The sequence below is a fragment of the Streptomyces sp. ME02-8801-2C genome (assembly GCF_033793965.1).
Lineage (GTDB): Bacteria > Actinomycetota > Actinomycetes > Streptomycetales > Streptomycetaceae > Streptomyces.
In genome coordinates this window covers 387,437-402,486 of record NZ_JARAXP010000007.1, presented here as the reverse complement: position 1 = coordinate 402,486, position 15,050 = coordinate 387,437, and the positions used below count along the sequence as shown (strand labels likewise).

General features: G+C 69.8%; 14 protein-coding genes. 7 read left to right on the top strand and 7 right to left on the bottom strand.

Translation table 11 applies throughout. The features are described 5' to 3' along the window. Positions 1-22 precede the first annotated feature (22 nt). Complete coding sequence (locus PV396_RS24870; protein WP_319208102.1) at positions 23-1,231, bottom strand: glycerophosphodiester phosphodiesterase; 1,209 nt, start codon at positions 1,229-1,231, stop codon at positions 23-25. Between the two features lie 339 nt (positions 1,232-1,570). Between PV396_RS24870 and PV396_RS24865 the strand changes: the two genes are divergently transcribed. After that, positions 1,571-2,242 (top strand): lysophospholipid acyltransferase family protein, encoded by a 672-nt coding sequence (locus PV396_RS24865; protein ID WP_319208433.1) that lies wholly within the window; start codon positions 1,571-1,573, stop codon positions 2,240-2,242. Between the two features lie 65 nt (positions 2,243-2,307). Here PV396_RS24865 and PV396_RS24860 read toward each other — a convergent pair whose 3' ends face one another. The 5 genes from PV396_RS24860 to PV396_RS24840 all read right to left on the bottom strand — a co-directional run bounded on the left by PV396_RS24860 (position 2,308) and on the right by PV396_RS24840 (position 8,400). Next, entirely contained in the window at positions 2,308-3,831 is a 1,524-nt protein-coding gene (locus PV396_RS24860) for an MFS transporter (protein WP_319208100.1), read from the bottom strand. Continuing rightward, positions 3,828-4,379, bottom strand: coding sequence for a helix-turn-helix domain-containing protein (locus tag PV396_RS24855; protein WP_319208098.1), 552 nt, complete (start codon positions 4,377-4,379; stop codon positions 3,828-3,830). The genes PV396_RS24860 and PV396_RS24855 overlap by 4 nt, the downstream gene beginning before the upstream one ends. An 80-nt stretch (positions 4,380-4,459) precedes the next feature. Continuing rightward, positions 4,460-5,431 carry an aldo/keto reductase gene (locus tag PV396_RS24850; protein WP_319208095.1) on the bottom strand — a complete coding sequence of 324 codons (972 nt, stop codon included), beginning with the start codon at positions 5,429-5,431 and terminating at the stop codon, positions 4,460-4,462. 250 nt (positions 5,432-5,681) lie between these two features. Further along, positions 5,682-7,112 carry an argininosuccinate lyase gene (argH, locus tag PV396_RS24845; RefSeq protein WP_319208093.1) on the bottom strand — a complete coding sequence of 477 codons (1,431 nt, stop codon included), beginning with the start codon at positions 7,110-7,112 and terminating at the stop codon, positions 5,682-5,684. A 94-nt stretch (positions 7,113-7,206) separates the two neighbouring features. Then, on the bottom strand, positions 7,207-8,400 hold the full coding sequence (locus tag PV396_RS24840) for an argininosuccinate synthase (protein ID WP_319208091.1): 1,194 nt from the start codon (positions 8,398-8,400) through the stop codon (positions 7,207-7,209). A 207-nt stretch (positions 8,401-8,607) separates the two neighbouring features. On the opposite strand from PV396_RS24840, the gene PV396_RS24835 reads away from it, so the two are divergent. From PV396_RS24835 to PV396_RS24810, 6 genes are all read left to right on the top strand, one after another. After that, complete coding sequence (locus PV396_RS24835) at positions 8,608-9,480, top strand: hypothetical protein (RefSeq protein WP_319208089.1); 873 nt, start codon at positions 8,608-8,610, stop codon at positions 9,478-9,480. A 131-nt stretch (positions 9,481-9,611) separates the two neighbouring features. Beyond that, the gene (locus PV396_RS24830; RefSeq protein WP_319208087.1) at positions 9,612-10,199 is read left to right on the top strand and encodes a pyridoxamine 5'-phosphate oxidase family protein; all 588 of its coding nucleotides are present in this window, start codon (positions 9,612-9,614) and stop codon (positions 10,197-10,199) included. A 3-nt stretch (positions 10,200-10,202) separates the two neighbouring features. Continuing rightward, the gene (locus tag PV396_RS24825; RefSeq protein WP_319208085.1) at positions 10,203-10,907 is read left to right on the top strand and encodes a L,D-transpeptidase family protein; all 705 of its coding nucleotides are present in this window, start codon (positions 10,203-10,205) and stop codon (positions 10,905-10,907) included. 183 nt (positions 10,908-11,090) lie between these two features. Beyond that, positions 11,091-12,473 carry a ferredoxin reductase family protein gene (locus PV396_RS24820; RefSeq protein ID WP_319208083.1) on the top strand — a complete coding sequence of 461 codons (1,383 nt, stop codon included), beginning with the start codon at positions 11,091-11,093 and terminating at the stop codon, positions 12,471-12,473. Positions 12,474-12,492: 19 nt separating this feature from the next. Next, the gene (locus PV396_RS24815) at positions 12,493-13,656 is read left to right on the top strand and encodes an FMN-binding protein (RefSeq protein ID WP_319208080.1); all 1,164 of its coding nucleotides are present in this window, start codon (positions 12,493-12,495) and stop codon (positions 13,654-13,656) included. Positions 13,657-13,699: 43 nt separating this feature from the next. Then, a complete protein-coding gene (locus PV396_RS24810) occupies positions 13,700-14,437 on the top strand; it encodes an FAD:protein FMN transferase (RefSeq protein ID WP_319208079.1) in 738 nt (245 codons plus the stop codon). A gap of 65 nt (positions 14,438-14,502) precedes the next feature. Here PV396_RS24810 and PV396_RS24805 read toward each other — a convergent pair whose 3' ends face one another. Continuing rightward, a complete protein-coding gene (locus PV396_RS24805; RefSeq protein WP_319208078.1) occupies positions 14,503-15,039 on the bottom strand; it encodes an arginine repressor in 537 nt (178 codons plus the stop codon). Positions 15,040-15,050: the final 11 nt, after the last annotated feature.

Below are 15,050 nucleotides of genomic sequence, written 5' to 3'. Positions count from 1 at the left end.
TTGACGCGACCCCTGGGCCGCCTCAGTCGTTCAGGTAGTCCGCGCGGGCCAGCACACCCGTGTCCGCGTTGTCCGTGAAGACGCCGTCGATACCCGTCGCGAAATACGTCCGGTACGCCCCGAAGACGTCTCCGTACGCGTCCTCGTCCGTGCCCTTGCGGAAGTTCGCCGGGAGGAAGGGGTTCTCGTTGCGCATGGTGTACGGGTGCAGGACCAGGCCCGCCTTGTGTGCGTCGGCGACCAGGGTGGTCGGTGTGGTGAGGGCGCCCGTGGAGTCCTTGGGGATGACCAGGTCGAGGGTCGGGCCGATGCCCTGCGCGTACGAGGCGATCTCCTTCAGCCCGGCCGGCTTGATCAGGTCGGCGACCGTGCGCGGGTCGCCGTTCGTCCTGAAGTCCCAGGGCTGGGTGTTCGCGGCGGAGAGGAGGACGACGAGCGGGTTGTCCACCAGCCGGTTCAGCCGCTGGATGCTGGTCGGCTCGAAGGACTGGAGGATGACCGGCGAGTTCTTCCTGTCCTTGCCGTGCTTCTTCAGGAGCTTCGCGACCCGCTCCTCCAGGCCCAGGCCGAGCGCCCGGAAGTAGGTGGGGTGCTTGGTCTCGGGGTAGATCCAGACCTGCTTGCCCCGCTTGCGCGTCTGCTCGTCCTGCCAGCGCAGGACCTCTTCAAAGGTGGGGATCTCCCAGCGGCCGTTGTAGAGGGTGTTGTGCGGGCGGTTGGCCGGAATCCGCTCGACCGCGCGCAGCCTCTTCAGCTCGGCGAGCGTGAAGTCCTCGGTGAACCAGCCGGTGAGAGAGACGCCGTCCAGCACCTTGGTGGTCCTGCGGCCCGCGAACTCGGGGTGGTCGGCGACGTCAGTCGTCCCGCCGATCTCGGGCTCGTGGCGGCAGACGAGGTGACCGTCCCTGGTGGGCACCAGGTCACCGGCCTCGACGACGTCCGCGCCCAGGTCGAGGGCGAGTTGGTACGAGCCGAAGGTGTGCTCCGGGCGGTAGCCACTGGCGCCCCGGTGGCCGATGATCGTCGGTACGGGCAGGCTCTTCAAGCCAACGCCTCCATGCTTCCCGCCCTGCCGCGTGTCCGGCCCGGCGCCTTGCGCGTCGGCTCTGGCCGCGCCGGGCAGCCCGAGGACCGCGCCGCCCGCACCCAGCATCGCGGCTCCGAGCAGCGTCCGCCGCCCCGTCGCCGTCGACTCCTCCTGCGCATGCCCGTTCGACTCCCGCGTGCCCATGAGCGCTCCTCTGCCGCACCGTCATCTGTCCCAAGCGGACCGATCGTAGGTGCGTGTACATGGCGAGAGGGAGGCCTCGGGCGGAACACGCGGGTGACGCCGGATGTCGGCATCGACGCGGGTATGGCGGGCACACGTTCGATGTGTGCCACGCGACTCGCGCGATCTCCGTCACATCGTGGCGGTCCGTCACCTGCCCACAACACCGTGCAACCGCAGGTAAACGCGGGTCAACAGTGTGTAAGCAGTGGGTGAACCCGATGTGCACTACCCCCCGAGGCGCGAGTATCGTCCTCACCTGCACAGACTTATACCGATCCCTTGACACCGGAGGGCCCGTTGTCCCGCTTCGCGCTCATCAAGGCACTGCTCGGACCGATCATGCGCCTGATGTTCCGCCCTCGGGTGGAAGGCATGGAGCACATCCCGGGGGACGGCCCGGTGATCCTGGCCGGAAACCACCTCACATTCATCGACTCGATGATCCTGCCGCTGGTCTGTGACCGGCAGGTCGTGTTCATCGGCAAGGACGAGTACGTCACGGGCAAGGGGTTCAAGGGCCGCCTCATGGCCTGGTTCTTCACCGGCGTCGGCATGATCCCGGTCGACCGCGACGGGGCCAACGGTGGTGTCGCGGCGCTGATGACAGGTCGCCGGGTGCTGGAGGAGGGCCGCATGTTCGGGATCTACCCCGAGGGCACGCGCTCTCCCGACGGGCGCCTCTACCGGGGGCGTACCGGCATCGCCCGTCTGACCCTGATGACGGGGGCGCCGGTTGTGCCGTTCGCGATGATCGGTACGGACAAGTTGCAGCCGGGTGGGGCGGGGATGCCGCGGCCGGGGCGGGTGACGGTGCGGTTCGGTGAGGCGATGGAGTTCTCTCGGTACGAGGGGATGGATCGGGATCGGTATGTGCTGCGGGCGGTGACTGACTCTGTGATGGCTGAGGTCATGCGGTTGTCGGGGCAGGAGTATGTGGACATGTACGCCACCAAGGCCAAGGCTGCGTAGGGGTTTTCAGAGGTTCGCTGTCGGGTGCGGGTTCGTTGTGGCTTGTCGCGCAGTTCCCCGCGCCCCTACAAACGGCCTTCCAGGCGTTGGCCTTTCAGCAGGGTCCAGGATGCGCACGCTGCTGCCAGTAGGACCAGGGCGCCTGTGCCCGAGGCCAGGGCTATTCCTTCGGTGAAGGATTCGCGGGCCGCGTTCAGTAGGGGCTCTGCGGTGTGTGGTGGCAGGGTTGACGCCGTTTCCACTGCGCCGCCCAGGGATTCGTGGGCCTCGGACGGGGTGCCCGGTGGGGCGGCGAAGTTGCGGTAGGCGCCGGTGACGATCGAGCCGAGAAGGGCGATGCCGAGGGCTGCGCCCAGTTCGTACGCCGTCTCCGAGACCGCGGCCGCCGCGCCCGCCTGTTCCTTGGGAACGCCGGCCAGGATGACGTCGGAGGTCACCGTGAACGACAGGCCCGCGCCCACACCCACCAGCAGCAGCGCGGAGCCGAGCATCGGGTAGCCGGTGGACTGGTCCACCAGGGTGAGCGCCCCCAGGGCCAGGCCGATCGCCGCGAGGCCGCCCGAGACCACGGCCCGTACCGAGTAACGCCGGGCCGCCGCACCGGCGAGCAGGCCCGCCACGACCGCGCCGATCGCCGCCGGGAGTTCGGCAAGCCCGGCCTCCAACGGGCCCCGGCCCTGCACCAGTTGCAGATACTGCGAGAGGAAGAACACCAGCCCGGACAGTCCGAGGACGGTCAGCAGGTCGGCGAGCACGGCCCCGCTGAAACCCCGGTCGCGGAACAACCGCATGTCCAGGAGCGGGACGGGGAGGGCGAGTTGGCGGCGTACGAAGCCGTACAGCGCCCCGGCACCCATGGCCGCCACGCCCAGCGCCTGCCACGAGAAGCCGTGTGACGCCGCTTCCTTGACGCCGTACACCAGGCCGACCATGCCGACGAGCGACAGGACGACGCTCGTCAGGTCCCACGGGCCCGGGGCCGGGTTGCGCGACTCGGGGAGCAGCCTGATGCCGACCAGGACGAGGACCGCCATGACGGGCAGGTTGATCAGGAAGACCGAGCCCCACCAGAAGTGTTCGAGCAGGAAGCCGCCGACGACGGGGCCTACTGCCGTACCGGCGGAGGCGGTCGCGCCCCAGATGCCGATGGCGAGGCTGCGTTCGCGCGGGTCGTGGAAGAGGTTGCGGATCAGGGCGAGCGTGGCCGGCATCAGGGTCGCGCCTGCGACACCGAGGAGCGCACGCGCCAGGATCATCAACTCGGGTGTCGTCGCGTAGGCGTTGAGCACGGACACCGCGCCGAACGCGGTCGAGCCGATGAGCAGCAGCCGCTTGCGGCCGATGCGGTCACCAAGGCTGCCCATGGAGACGAGCAGGCCCGCGATGACGAACGAGTAGACATCGCCCATCCACAGCAACTGCGTGCCGGACGGCTTCAGGTCCTCGCTGATGTAGGGGGTCGCGAGACCGAGAACGGTCGCGTCGACGGCCACCAGCAGCACGGCCAGCACGAGGACGGACAGCGCGAGCCAGCGGCCCGGACGCCTCCCTTCCTCCGTCGCGTGGGCCGGCTGCAGGGTGCTGGTCATGATTCCTCTCTCCGTAGTGCGCCGCCGAGCAAGAGCTCGACGATCATGTGGTGAAAGTCCTTGGGTGCGCCCTTGCCGCTCTGCACCATCCAGGCCCCGCTGGCCAACAGGCCGAACAGCGCTTCGGTGAGCCAGGCGGGCGTCAGGTCGATGCGGAACTCGCCGTCCCGCTGTCCGCGCCGGAACAGCGCGGAGATACGGGCGTCGGTCCGGGCCCAGCCCTCGTTCTGCTCCTCGCCCTCGAACAGCTGGTTCTCGGTGTAGAGAAAGCTGAGCAGTCCGGCGGCAGGCTCGATCTCGCGTACGAGACGTCGTACGGCGTCGGCTGCCGACCCCTCCTCGAGGCGGGCCGCGTCGAGCGCGGCCTCGCACTCCGCGATGCCCAGCGACTCCAGCGCCCGCACGAGCGCGTCACGGCCGGCGAAGTGGCGGTGCAGCGTGGCCCGGCTGATTCCCGCCGACTTGGCGACCTCGTCCATGGTCGCGGTGGATTTGCGGGTCAGCAGGGCCGCGGCGGTGCGCAGCACGTGGTCACGATCGACAGCCATGAGACAAGCATAGCCCACTTGAGACACTCATGTCTCAGGATGGGCATGGGCGTCTTACCGTTGCTCGCTCCGTGAGGTTCTCAGTTCCAGGGCAGCTGCCCGCGTCGCTCCCAGTAGGCGCGCGGCTCCTCCGCCAGCGCGGCCAGGCGTGACAGCTGGTCCTCGTCGAGGTCGACGACCGCCGCGTGCAGGTTCGAGGCAAGCTGACCGGCCGTGGCCGCGCCGGACAGCACGACTCCCGCCCACGGCTGCCGCAGCACCAGTGCGAGGGCGACGGCGTCCGCGCCGAGCCCCGTCTCCTCGGCGATCGCCCGTACGGCGTCCGGGGCCTGCCCGGCGGCGAGGCGGCCGTTGGCCATGCCCTCCTTGACGATCACCGTCAGTCCGGCGTCGTGGGCCTCGGCCAGCGCGGGCCCGACGGAGGTCTCCAGGACGTTGTACGTCGACTGGACGGTACGGAAGAGCGGCTCGCCGTCGACCGTGACGGCGAGGGCGGCGCGGACGGTGTCGGCCTGGGCGGGGCCGGTGGTGGAGAAGCCGATGGTCAGGCCCGCCGCCGCGGCCTCCGCGAGGCGGCCGTGGAGTTCCTTGTCCGACAGGGCTGGGCTGTCGGGGGTCAGCGAGTGGATCTGGTACAGGTCCAGACGCGCGCCGAGCAGTTCGTCGGTCTCGGCGCGCTGACGCTCGTACGTCTGGAGGCTGTGGTCCTTGACCTCGTGCCGCTCGGCGTCGGTGGTCCAGCCGGCGGTGTAGGTGTAGCCCCACTTGCTGCCGATCACGATGTCGTCGACTTCGGGGCGTGCCTTCAGCCAGTCGGCGAGGAACTCTTCGGCGCGGCCGTACGAGCGGGCTACGTCGACGTAGCGCACGCCTTGGGCGTAGGCGGCGTCGAGGAGTTCGTGGGTGCGGGTGCGCAGTGTCTCGACGCTGCGGTTGTCTCCGAGGTCTTCTGTCCGGCCGAGGTTGATGTAGCCGGGGCGGGCGACTGCGGCGAGGCCCAGTCCGAGGTGGCAGGTGGGGGTGGTTGCTGTGGCCAGTCGGGTGAAGGGCATCGCGGGTTCCGTTCGGTCGGTCCGGTGCGGCTTTCGACCAACGTACCCGCGATGAGTTCGTGGGGGTTGCTGCGGATGGGGTGCGGGGTGGTTTTCGCCCCCGCCGCCCCTACCCGTCCCATCCTTCAGGGGCTGTGCCCCTTCGACCCCCTTGCGCCTTGGAGCACGGTTCGTGAGGTGCGTGGGCGGGTGCGGGTGCGTTGTGGCTTGTCGCGCCGTTCCCCGCGCCCCTGAAGAGGCCTGCGGCCCTTCACTTTTTCTTGGCCGTGGCCCATTCCTGCTGGGTTGCCACGTTGGCCTTTACCTCGGCCAGTTGGATTGCCACCGCGGTGGGGGCCGTGCCGCCTCGGCCGTTGCGGGAGGCCAGGGCGCCCTTGACGTTCAGGACCGTGCGGACCTCGGGGGTGAGGTGGGCGCTGATCTTCGCGAACTGGTCGTCGGTGAGGCCGTCCAGCTCCACCCCGTCCGCCTCCGCCGCCTTGACGCACTCGCCGGCGACCTCGTGGGCGACCCGGAAGGGGACCCCCTGCTTGACCAGCCACTCGGCGATGTCCGTGGCGAGGGAGAAGCCGGCCGGGGCCAGTTCCTCCATGCGCTCGCGGTGGACGGTCAGCGTGGCCATCATGCCGGTGAAGGCGGGGAGGAGGACCTCGAGCTGGTCGCAGGAGTCGAAGACCGGCTCCTTGTCCTCCTGGAGGTCGCGGTTGTAGGCGAGGGGCAGCGCCTTGAGGGTGGCCAGGAGGCCCGTCAGGTTGCCGATCAGGCGGCCGCTCTTGCCGCGCGCGAGCTCCGCGATGTCCGGGTTCTTCTTCTGCGGCATGATCGACGAGCCCGTGGAGAAGGCGTCGTGCAGCGTCACGAAGGAGAACTCCTTCGTGTTCCAGATGATGACCTCCTCCGCGATCCGGGAGAGGTTCACACCGATCATCGCCGTGATGAACGCGAACTCTGCGACGAAGTCGCGGGACGCCGTGCCGTCGATCGAGTTGCCGACGCTGCCGTGTTCGAACCCGAGGTCCTTGGCGACTGCCTCCGGGTCCAGGCCGAGCGACGAACCGGCCAGCGCGCCCGATCCGTAGGGCGACACCGCCGTGCGCTCGTCCCACTGGCGCAGGCGCTCCGCGTCCCGGGACAGCGGCTGGACGTGGGCCAGGACGTGGTGGGCGAACAGGACCGGCTGGGCGTGCTGGAGGTGGGTGCGGCCGGGCATCGCCACGTCCGAGTGGGCCTCCGCGAGGCCGATCAGCGCCTCCTGGAGGTCGGCGATCAGCCCGCCGATGATCCGGGCGTGGTCGCGCAGGTACATGCGGAAGAGGGTCGCGACCTGGTCGTTGCGGGAGCGGCCGGCGCGGAGCTTGCCGCCGAGGTCGGGGCCGATCCGCTCCAGCAGGCCGCGCTCCAGGGCCGTGTGAACGTCCTCGTCGGCGATCGTGCCGACCAGGGTGCCGTCGGCGACGTCCGCCTCGAGCTGGTCGAGGCCGGCCAGCATGCGTGTCAGCTCGTCCTCGGTGAGCAGGCCCGCCTTGTGCAGCACGCGCGCGTGGGCACGCGATCCGGCGATGTCGTAGGGCGCGAGCCGCCAGTCGAAGTGGACGGACGCGGACAGCTTCGCCAGGGCCTCGGCGGGACCGTCGGCGAAACGGCCGCCCCAGAGCCGTACGTCACCGCTGTTGCTGCTCACTTGCGTTGCTCCTCGAAGACAGAAAGGCAGGGGGTGGATGTGCGACCGCCTCCCCACCCGTACGGAGGGGAGGCGGTCGCAACAACCGTATCGGTTACGCCTGGTCGCGCTTGGCCGCGATCTTCGACGACAGGCTGTAGATGTCGATGAAGCCCTTGGCCGCGGCCTGGTCGAAGGTGTCGCCCGTGTCGTACGTGGCCAGGTTGAAGTCGTAGAGCGAGGTGTCCGAGCGCCGGCCCGTGACGACCGCGCGGCCGCCGTGCAGGGTCATCCGGACATCGCCGTTGACGTGCTGGTTGGCCTCGTTGATGAAGCCGTCCAGGGCGCGCTTGAGCGGGGAGAACCACTGGCCGTCGTAGACCAGTTCGCCCCAGCGCTGCTCGACCTGGCGCTTGTAGCGGGCGAGCTCGCGCTCGACCGTGACGTTCTCCAGCTCCTGGTGGGCCGTGATCAGGGCGATCGCGCCCGGAGCCTCGTACACCTCGCGGGACTTGATGCCGACGAGACGGTCCTCGACCATGTCGATCCGGCCGATGCCCTGGGCGCCGGCGCGCTCGTTGAGCTGCTGGATCGCCTGGAGGACGGTGACCGGCTTGCCGTCGATGGCGACCGGGACGCCCTCCTTGAAGGAGACGATCACCTCGTCGGCCTCGCGGGGGGTGGCCGGGTTCGAGGTGTACTCGTAGATGTCCTCGATCGGGGCGTTCCAGATGTCCTCCAGGAAGCCCGTCTCGACCGCGCGTCCGAAGACGTTCTGGTCGATGGAGTACGGGGACTTCTTGGTGGTGGCGATCGGGAGCTGCTTCTCCTCGCAGAAGGCGATCGCCTTGTCGCGGGTCATCGCGTAGTCACGGACCGGAGCGATGCACTTGAGGTCGGGGGCGAGGGCGACGATGCCGGCCTCGAACCGCACCTGGTCGTTGCCCTTGCCGGTGCAGCCGTGGGCGACCGTGGTGGCGCCGTGCTTCTGGGCGGCGGCGACGAGGTGCTTGACGATCGTCGGCCGGGAGAGGGCGGAGACCAGCGGGTAGCGGTCCATGTAGAGGGCGTTGGCCTTGATCGCCGGGAGGCAGTACTCCTCGGCGAACTCGTCCCTGGCGTCCGCGACCTCGGCCTCGACGGCGCCGCAGGCGAGGGCGCGCTTGCGGATGACGTCCAGGTCCTCGCCGCCCTGGCCGACGTCGACCGCGACCGCGATGACCTCGGCGCCCGTCTCCTCGGCGATCCAGCCGATGGCGACGGAGGTGTCCAGACCGCCTGAGTAGGCGAGTACGACGCGCTCGGTCACGGGTTTTCTCCTCACAGTGCATTCGCTGACATGCATGAGTATGCAGGAGTCTGCATGGTTCGTCAATCTCGGGAAATTTTCTTCCAGATGTTTGACGAGGCTTTGAACACTGGAAACCGCTTGCCCGTACTTCACGCCGACGCAGGCGCCGCGTCTGTAAAGCGAGTTGAAGCACGCACCCACCCCTGACCCGAGTGAGGCATCCGCATGTCCAGGGCTCTTCCGAAGTACAACAAGCGTCGTGTGGGCATCATCGGCGGCGCCGCCGCGGTGGCTCTGTCCGGTGCGATCGTCGCCGGCTCCGCCCTTGCCGGGGAAACGTCCAAGAGCAACACCACCGCGCAGGCCACCACCAAGGCCGCCGTCGCCACGGTGAACTGCCCGGCGGTCGCGAACAGACTGCCCGCGATCCCGGCGTCGGCCAAGGCCGAGGTCGACCGCAACCTCGCCCTGCTGAACACGCAGATCGCCGAGGCCAACAAGCGCATCGTCGACACGCAGGGCCAGGGCGGCCCCAACTTCGTCCAGAACGCGATCGTCGGTCCGCTCAAGGACAAGCGTGTGGCGACCATCAACCGCATCGCCACCGCCATCGGCCGCACCGCCGCCAAGCCGGTCGGCCTCGACGCGCTGGCGCCCTGCACGCTCAACGGGGCCGGGGTGGCCGCGCCTGCCGCGACGCCGCCCCAGCAGGCGGGCGGCAACGCCGGTAACGCCGGCAATGCGGGGAACACCGGCAACGCCGGAAACACGGGCAACGCGGGCAACGCCGGCAACAACGGCGGCGCGGGCACCATCAGCTGCCCGGACGTGGCCTCGAAGCTGCCCGCGATCCCGGCGTCGGCGCAGGCCGAGGTCACCCGCAACCTGGCGCTGCTGAACACGCAGATCGCCGAGGCGAACACGCGGCTCGTGAACACCCAGGGTCAGGGCGGCCCCAACTTCGTCCAGAACGCGATCGTCGGTCCGCTCAACGGCAAGCGCGAGTCGACCATCGACCGCATCGCCATCTCCATCGGGCGCACCGCCGCCAAGCCGACCGGCCTCAACGCGCTGGCCGCCTGCACGTTCACCAAGTGACGTGAAAGGCTCTGTGGCCGCCCCGTGGCAACACGGCCAGGGCGGCCACGGTCCTTTCCGGCCCGCACAACCGTGGACGGATCAGCAAAACCCTTAGACGGGCGAACTACTTTCCCGCACAATGATCAGTCATGGGAAAGACCTACGAGCGCATAGACGGCCGCCTCCGTACGTTCATCGAGGCGCAGCCCCTTTTCTTCACCGCGACCGCCCCGCTGTCCGGCGACGGCACGGTCAACCTCTCCCCCAAGGGCCTCAAGGGCTCCTTCGTGATCCTCGACGAGCTGACCGTGGCCTATCTGGACTTCGCGGGCAGCAACGCCGAGACCGTCGCGCATCTGCGCGAGAACGGCCGGATCACGCTCATGTGGTGCGCCTTCGAGGGTCCGCCGAACATCGTGCGGGTGCACGGCCGCGGGGAGCCCGTCTTCCGCGACGACCCGCGCTTCCCCGACCTCCTCGCCCGCTTCCCGGACATCGACCCCGCCGATCACGGGCTGCGGGCGATCATCGTCGTCCGGGCCGAACTCGTCCGGGACAGCTGCGGCTACTCGGTCCCCCTCATGTCGTACGACGGCGACCGCGATCTGCACGCCAGGCGCTTCGCCCGCGAGGACGACACGTCGCTCAGCGCCTACTTCGAGAAGAAGGACCACATCGCGACCAGCCTGGACGGACTACCGGGGCTGCCGTTGCCGCTCCCGCCCAGTAGCGTCTGAGCCATGCGTCCCGGAGCCGCCGTCGTCCTCGCGTCCGCGTCCCTTCTCGTGCTCGCCCCCGGTGCCCCTCCCACGGCCGCGCCGCCGCTGCCCTTCCGGATGGCCGACACCGGCGGCGGCTCCCAGCTGATCATCGCCCAGGCGCCGCGTGCCAAGTCGGCGTCGGGCACGGTCACCTGGTGGAACCTGCGCGACGGGACCTGGAGGAAGGCCGGCTCCGCGCCCGCCCGCTTCGGCGCGGGCGGGCTCGTCGAGGGCAACTCCCGCAGACAGGGCACGAACACCACTCCCACCGGGCTGTACGACCTCCCCTACGCCTTCGGCGTCAAGCAGGCGCCCAGTGGCACCAAGGTCGTGTACCGGCCCGTGCGGCAGGACTCCTGGTGGTGCCAGGACAACGACTCGCGTTCCTACAACCGCTGGACCGAGCCCCGCCCCGCCGACTGCCGGGCCTCCGAGTCCGAGCACCTGATCTCGTACGCGCAGCAGTACGCGCACGCGTACGTCATCGGTTTCAACTACGCCAGGCCGGTGCGCCAGCGCGGCGCGGGGATCTTCCTTCACGTCAACGGGCGGGGCGCGACGGCGGGTTGTGTGTCGGTGTCGGCGGAGGCGATGCGGGCGATCCTGGCGTGGGCCGATCCGGGGCGTCGGCCGCACATCGCGATCGGCACGGAGAGCGGACCGACGGCCGTCGTCCGCTACTGAGCGACACGGGAGCGGCTTGGCGTCACCGGGCAGACGTTGTCGGGCAGGCGTTGTCGGGCAGGTGTTACCCGTCGTCACCCCCAATTATCTGTGGACTTATCGGGTCTCTGAACACTCGGCGGGCGCGGCACGTATGTGTGGGCCAAGGGTCAAAGCCTCTCGACCCCGTCCCACGGAGGAACCGTGACCACCACGATCGCAGGCGGACGTGCCGCGCGGCGCCAGACGATGCGCCGCATCCGCCCCCGCCGCTCCCCCGCCGTCCCGCTGCTGCTCGCCGTAGGAGCCGGCGCGGCCGGGGTGATCTGGCTGTGGTGGCACAACACCCCCTCCCTCGCCGACACCACCGCCCAGGTCATCGCGGCGGGCCGGATCACCGGTCTGCTCGCCGGCTACCTGATGGCCCTGGTGGTGCTCCAGATGGCCAGGGTGCCCGCGCTGGAGCGCCGGGTCGGGTCGGACCGGGTGGCGCGCTGGCACGCGATGAGCGGCCGGTACACACTCTCCCTCGTCGTGGCTCACGTCGTCCTGATCATGTACGGGTACGCCCTCCAGGCCGGGAAGACGTTCGGCGACATCGTCCAGCAGACGGTCGACTCGGTGAACCAGCTGCCCGACATGGGCAAGGCGGCGATCGGCACGGGCCTGCTGGTGGTCATCGGGCTCATCTCCATCGGCCCGGTCCGCCGGATGATCCCGTACGACCTCTGGTACCACGTGCACCTGCTGACGTACGCGGCCACGTTCCTGACCTTCTGGCACCAGCTGTCCACAGGCAACGAGTTCGTCGTGGAGCCGGCCGCGAAAACCGCCTGGTACGCGCTGTACGGCTCCGTGACCGCGCTGGTCGTCTGGTACCGCATCGTCACACCGGTCCGGCTGAACCTGCGCCACCGGCTGCGGGTCGAGGCGGTCATCGAGGAGACGCCGGGCATCGTGTCCGTGCTGATGAGCGGCCGGAAGCTGCACCGGATGGGCGCCGAGGCGGGCCAGTTCTTCCGCTGGCGCTTCCTGGCCCCCGGTATGCGCTTCAGCTCGCACCCGTACTCGCTCTCGGCGGCCCCCCGCCCCAACATGCTGCGCATCACCGTGAAGGCGATCGGCGACCACAGCTCGGCCCTGCGTGAGCTGGAGCCCGGCACCCGTGTCTGGGCCGAGGGCCCGTACGGCGCCCTGACCGCCGCCAAGCGCAGCCAGGGCAAGGTCCTGCTGGTGGCCGGCGGTGTCGGCATCACCCCGATGCGCGCCCTGTTCGAGACCCTGCCCGGCGCGGCGGGCGACCTGACCCTTCTGTACCGGGCCAACAGCACCCAGGACCTGGCCCTGTGGGACGAGCTGGCGACCATCGCCAACGAGCGCGGCGCCCGTCTCATGTACGCGGTGAACAGCCCCGACGGAGAGCGCCCGGACATCTCGCCGGAGTCGCTGCGCCGGAAGCTGCCGGACATCGACGACCACGACGTCTTCCTGTGCGGGCCGCCCGGCTTCGCCCAGGGTGTGTACGAGGCACTGCGCGGCGCGGGTGTTCCGGCGCGCCGTATCCACCACGAGTCGTTCGAGATGTGAGCGACGGGAGCCAGGAGCGATGAAGAAGAGTCACCCCTTTCGGCGCGTCATGCTGGCGAGCGCCGCCACAGTCTCCGGAATCGTCCTGCTGCTGACGCTGAAGCCGTCCTCGGACCCCGGGGGCGCGCAGGCGGCCGGCGCTCTGCCGCAGCAGACGTCGGCGGCGCAGGAGTCGGCCCAGGGCGGCGCGGCCGCCAAGGACGGCACCTTCACCGGCGACACCGTCCAGACCCAGTACGGTCCGGTCCAGGTCCGGGTCACGGTGGCCGGCGGCAAGATCACCAAGGCGGAGGCGGTCCAGCAGCCCAAGGGCGGCCAGAGCGACCAGATCTCCGGCAACGCGATCCCCAAACTCAACAAGGAAGCGGTCACGGCCGGCCTCGGCGGCACCGTCGACGCGATCTCCGGCGCCAGCTACACCAGCGCGGGTTACGGGAAGTCGCTCCAGTCAGCCCTGGACAAGGCCAGTTCGGGTGCCGGTACGGGCGCCGCGGGTGGCGGGGCCGGCGGCGGTGCGGCGCAGGCCGCCACGGTCACCGGTGACAAGGTCGACACCCAGTACGGTCCGATGCAGGTCCGGATCACGGTGGCCGGCGGCAAGATCACCAAGGCGGAGGCGGTCCAGCAGCCCAAGGGCGGCCAGAGCGACATCATCACCGGCAACGCCGTGCCCAAGCTCAACCAGGAGGCGGTCGCCGCCGGCACCGCGGACATCGACGCGATCTCGGGTGCCACGTACACCAGCGCGGGCTACAAGAAGTCGCTGCAGTCGGCCCTGGACAAGGTTCCGGCAGCCGAATCGGACAAGAGCTCGGGCACAGGCGCGGCCGCACCCGCTCCGGCACCGGCTACGACCCCCGGCTCGGCAGCGGGCTCGGGTGCCGCGGCCGGCGGGGCGACCTCCGACGGCGGCGGCACGTACACCGGGAGCGTGGTCCAGACGGAGTACGGCCCGGTGCAGGTCCGGGTCACGCTCACCAAGGGCAGGATCACCTCGGCGTCGGCGGTGCAGGCGCCCAAGGGCGGTCGCAGCGACCAGGTGTCCGCCGACGCGATCCCCAAGCTCAACCTGGAAGCGGTGACAGCGGGCGACGGCGACATCGACGCGGTGTCCGGCGCCAGCTACACCAGCGCCGGCTACAAGAAGTCCCTCCAGTCGGCCCTGGACCAGGCCGGTGGTTGATCCCGCAGAAGCTCCCGTCGCGGTACGCCATGCGGAGGAGGTCATGGGGACCGTCTTCTCCTTTGACGTCCGCGGCGGGGAACCCCGTGCGGTCGGATCGGCGCTGGCAGCGGCGATCGCCGGACTGCACAAGGTCAACGAGGTGTTCAGCACCTACCGGGCGAACAGCCAGATCTCCCGCCTCGCCCGGGGCGAGCTCACCGTCGCCGACTGCGATCCGGAGGTCGCCGAGGTACTCGACCTGTGCGCCGAGGCGGAGCAGGCCAGCGAGGGCTGGTTCAGCCACACGTACCAGGGGCAGATCGACCCGACCGGCATCGTGAAGGGCTGGGCCGCGGAACGTGCGGCGAGGACACTGGCCGCGGCCGGGGTGAGCGGGGTCAGCGTCAACGGCGGCGGAGACGTCCAGCTGTGCGGTGCTCCGGGCCCCGGGCGCCCGTGGCGGGTGGGTGTGTCCGATCCGCTGCGCCCCGGCGGTCTGGCGGCCGTGGTCTCGGCGGCGGGCGCCGACGAACTGGCGGTGGCCACCTCCGGCACAGCGGAACGAGGCACCCACATCGTCGACCCCCGCACCGGCAAGTCCGCGGTGACGGACCTGGTCGCGGTGACGGTGGTAGCCCCCCAACTGACCTGGGCGGACGCCTGGGCAACAGCAGCCTTCGCGATGGGTTCGAGGCAGGCCCTGCGCTGGCTGGAGTCCCTCCCGGACGTGGAAGCCCTGCTGATCACAGCGGGCGACGAGGTGAGGTGCACAGGAGGACTTGCAAGAAGGCTCGGCTGACGTTTTTAGGGGCGCGGGGAACTGCGCGACAAGCCACGACGGACCCGCACCCGACACACCACCGCTCAATGCCCCTTCTGAGCCAACCCCAACAAATGATCAGCCAACGCCTGTCCCCCCACAGGATCCCGACTGATCAGCATCAACGTGTCATCCCCGGCGATCGTCCCCAAGATGTCGTGCAGCTCGGCCTGATCAATGGCCGACGCCAAGAACTGCGCAGCCCCCGGAGGGGTCCGCAGAACCACAAGATTCGCCGAAGCCTCCGCGGAGATCAACAACTCCGCGGACAACCTCCGCATCCGCTCCTCCTTCGCCGACTCCCCCAGCGGAGCGCGAGGCGTACGGAACCCACCCTCGCTCGGCACCGCGTAGATGAGATCGCCGTCGGTGTTACGGATCTTCACCGCGTTCAGTTCGTCCAGGTCCCTGGAGAGCGTCGCCTGAGTGACGGTCAGCCCGTCATCGGCCAACAGCTTCGCCAACTGACTCTGCGACCGCACCGGTTGCCGGTTGAGGATGTCCACGATCCGGCGGTGGCGTGCGGTGCGCGTCTGCGGTACGGCAGGCCCCGCGTGCTCGTGATCCTGCGCCTGCGTCATCGTCGTCGTCT

Excerpts from the sequence above, each read along its gene's own strand:
- PV396_RS24870 (WP_319208102.1), bottom strand. The coding sequence starts at position 1,231 with ATGGGCACGCGGGAGTCGAACGGGCATGCGCAGGAGGAGTCGACGGCG.
- PV396_RS24860 (WP_319208100.1), bottom strand. The coding sequence starts at position 3,831 with ATGACCAGCACCCTGCAGCCGGCCCACGCGACGGAGGAAGGGAGGCGT.
- PV396_RS24855 (WP_319208098.1), bottom strand. The coding sequence starts at position 4,379 with ATGGCTGTCGATCGTGACCACGTGCTGCGCACCGCCGCGGCCCTGCTG.
- PV396_RS24850 (WP_319208095.1), bottom strand. The coding sequence starts at position 5,431 with ATGCCCTTCACCCGACTGGCCACAGCAACCACCCCCACCTGCCACCTC.
- PV396_RS24835 (WP_319208089.1), top strand. The coding sequence starts at position 8,608 with ATGTCCAGGGCTCTTCCGAAGTACAACAAGCGTCGTGTGGGCATCATC.
- PV396_RS24830 (WP_319208087.1), top strand. The coding sequence starts at position 9,612 with ATGGGAAAGACCTACGAGCGCATAGACGGCCGCCTCCGTACGTTCATC.
- PV396_RS24825 (WP_319208085.1), top strand. The coding sequence starts at position 10,203 with ATGCGTCCCGGAGCCGCCGTCGTCCTCGCGTCCGCGTCCCTTCTCGTG.
- PV396_RS24815 (WP_319208080.1), top strand. The coding sequence starts at position 12,493 with ATGAAGAAGAGTCACCCCTTTCGGCGCGTCATGCTGGCGAGCGCCGCC.
- PV396_RS24810 (WP_319208079.1), top strand. The coding sequence starts at position 13,700 with ATGGGGACCGTCTTCTCCTTTGACGTCCGCGGCGGGGAACCCCGTGCG.
- PV396_RS24805 (WP_319208078.1), bottom strand. The coding sequence starts at position 15,039 with ATGACGCAGGCGCAGGATCACGAGCACGCGGGGCCTGCCGTACCGCAG.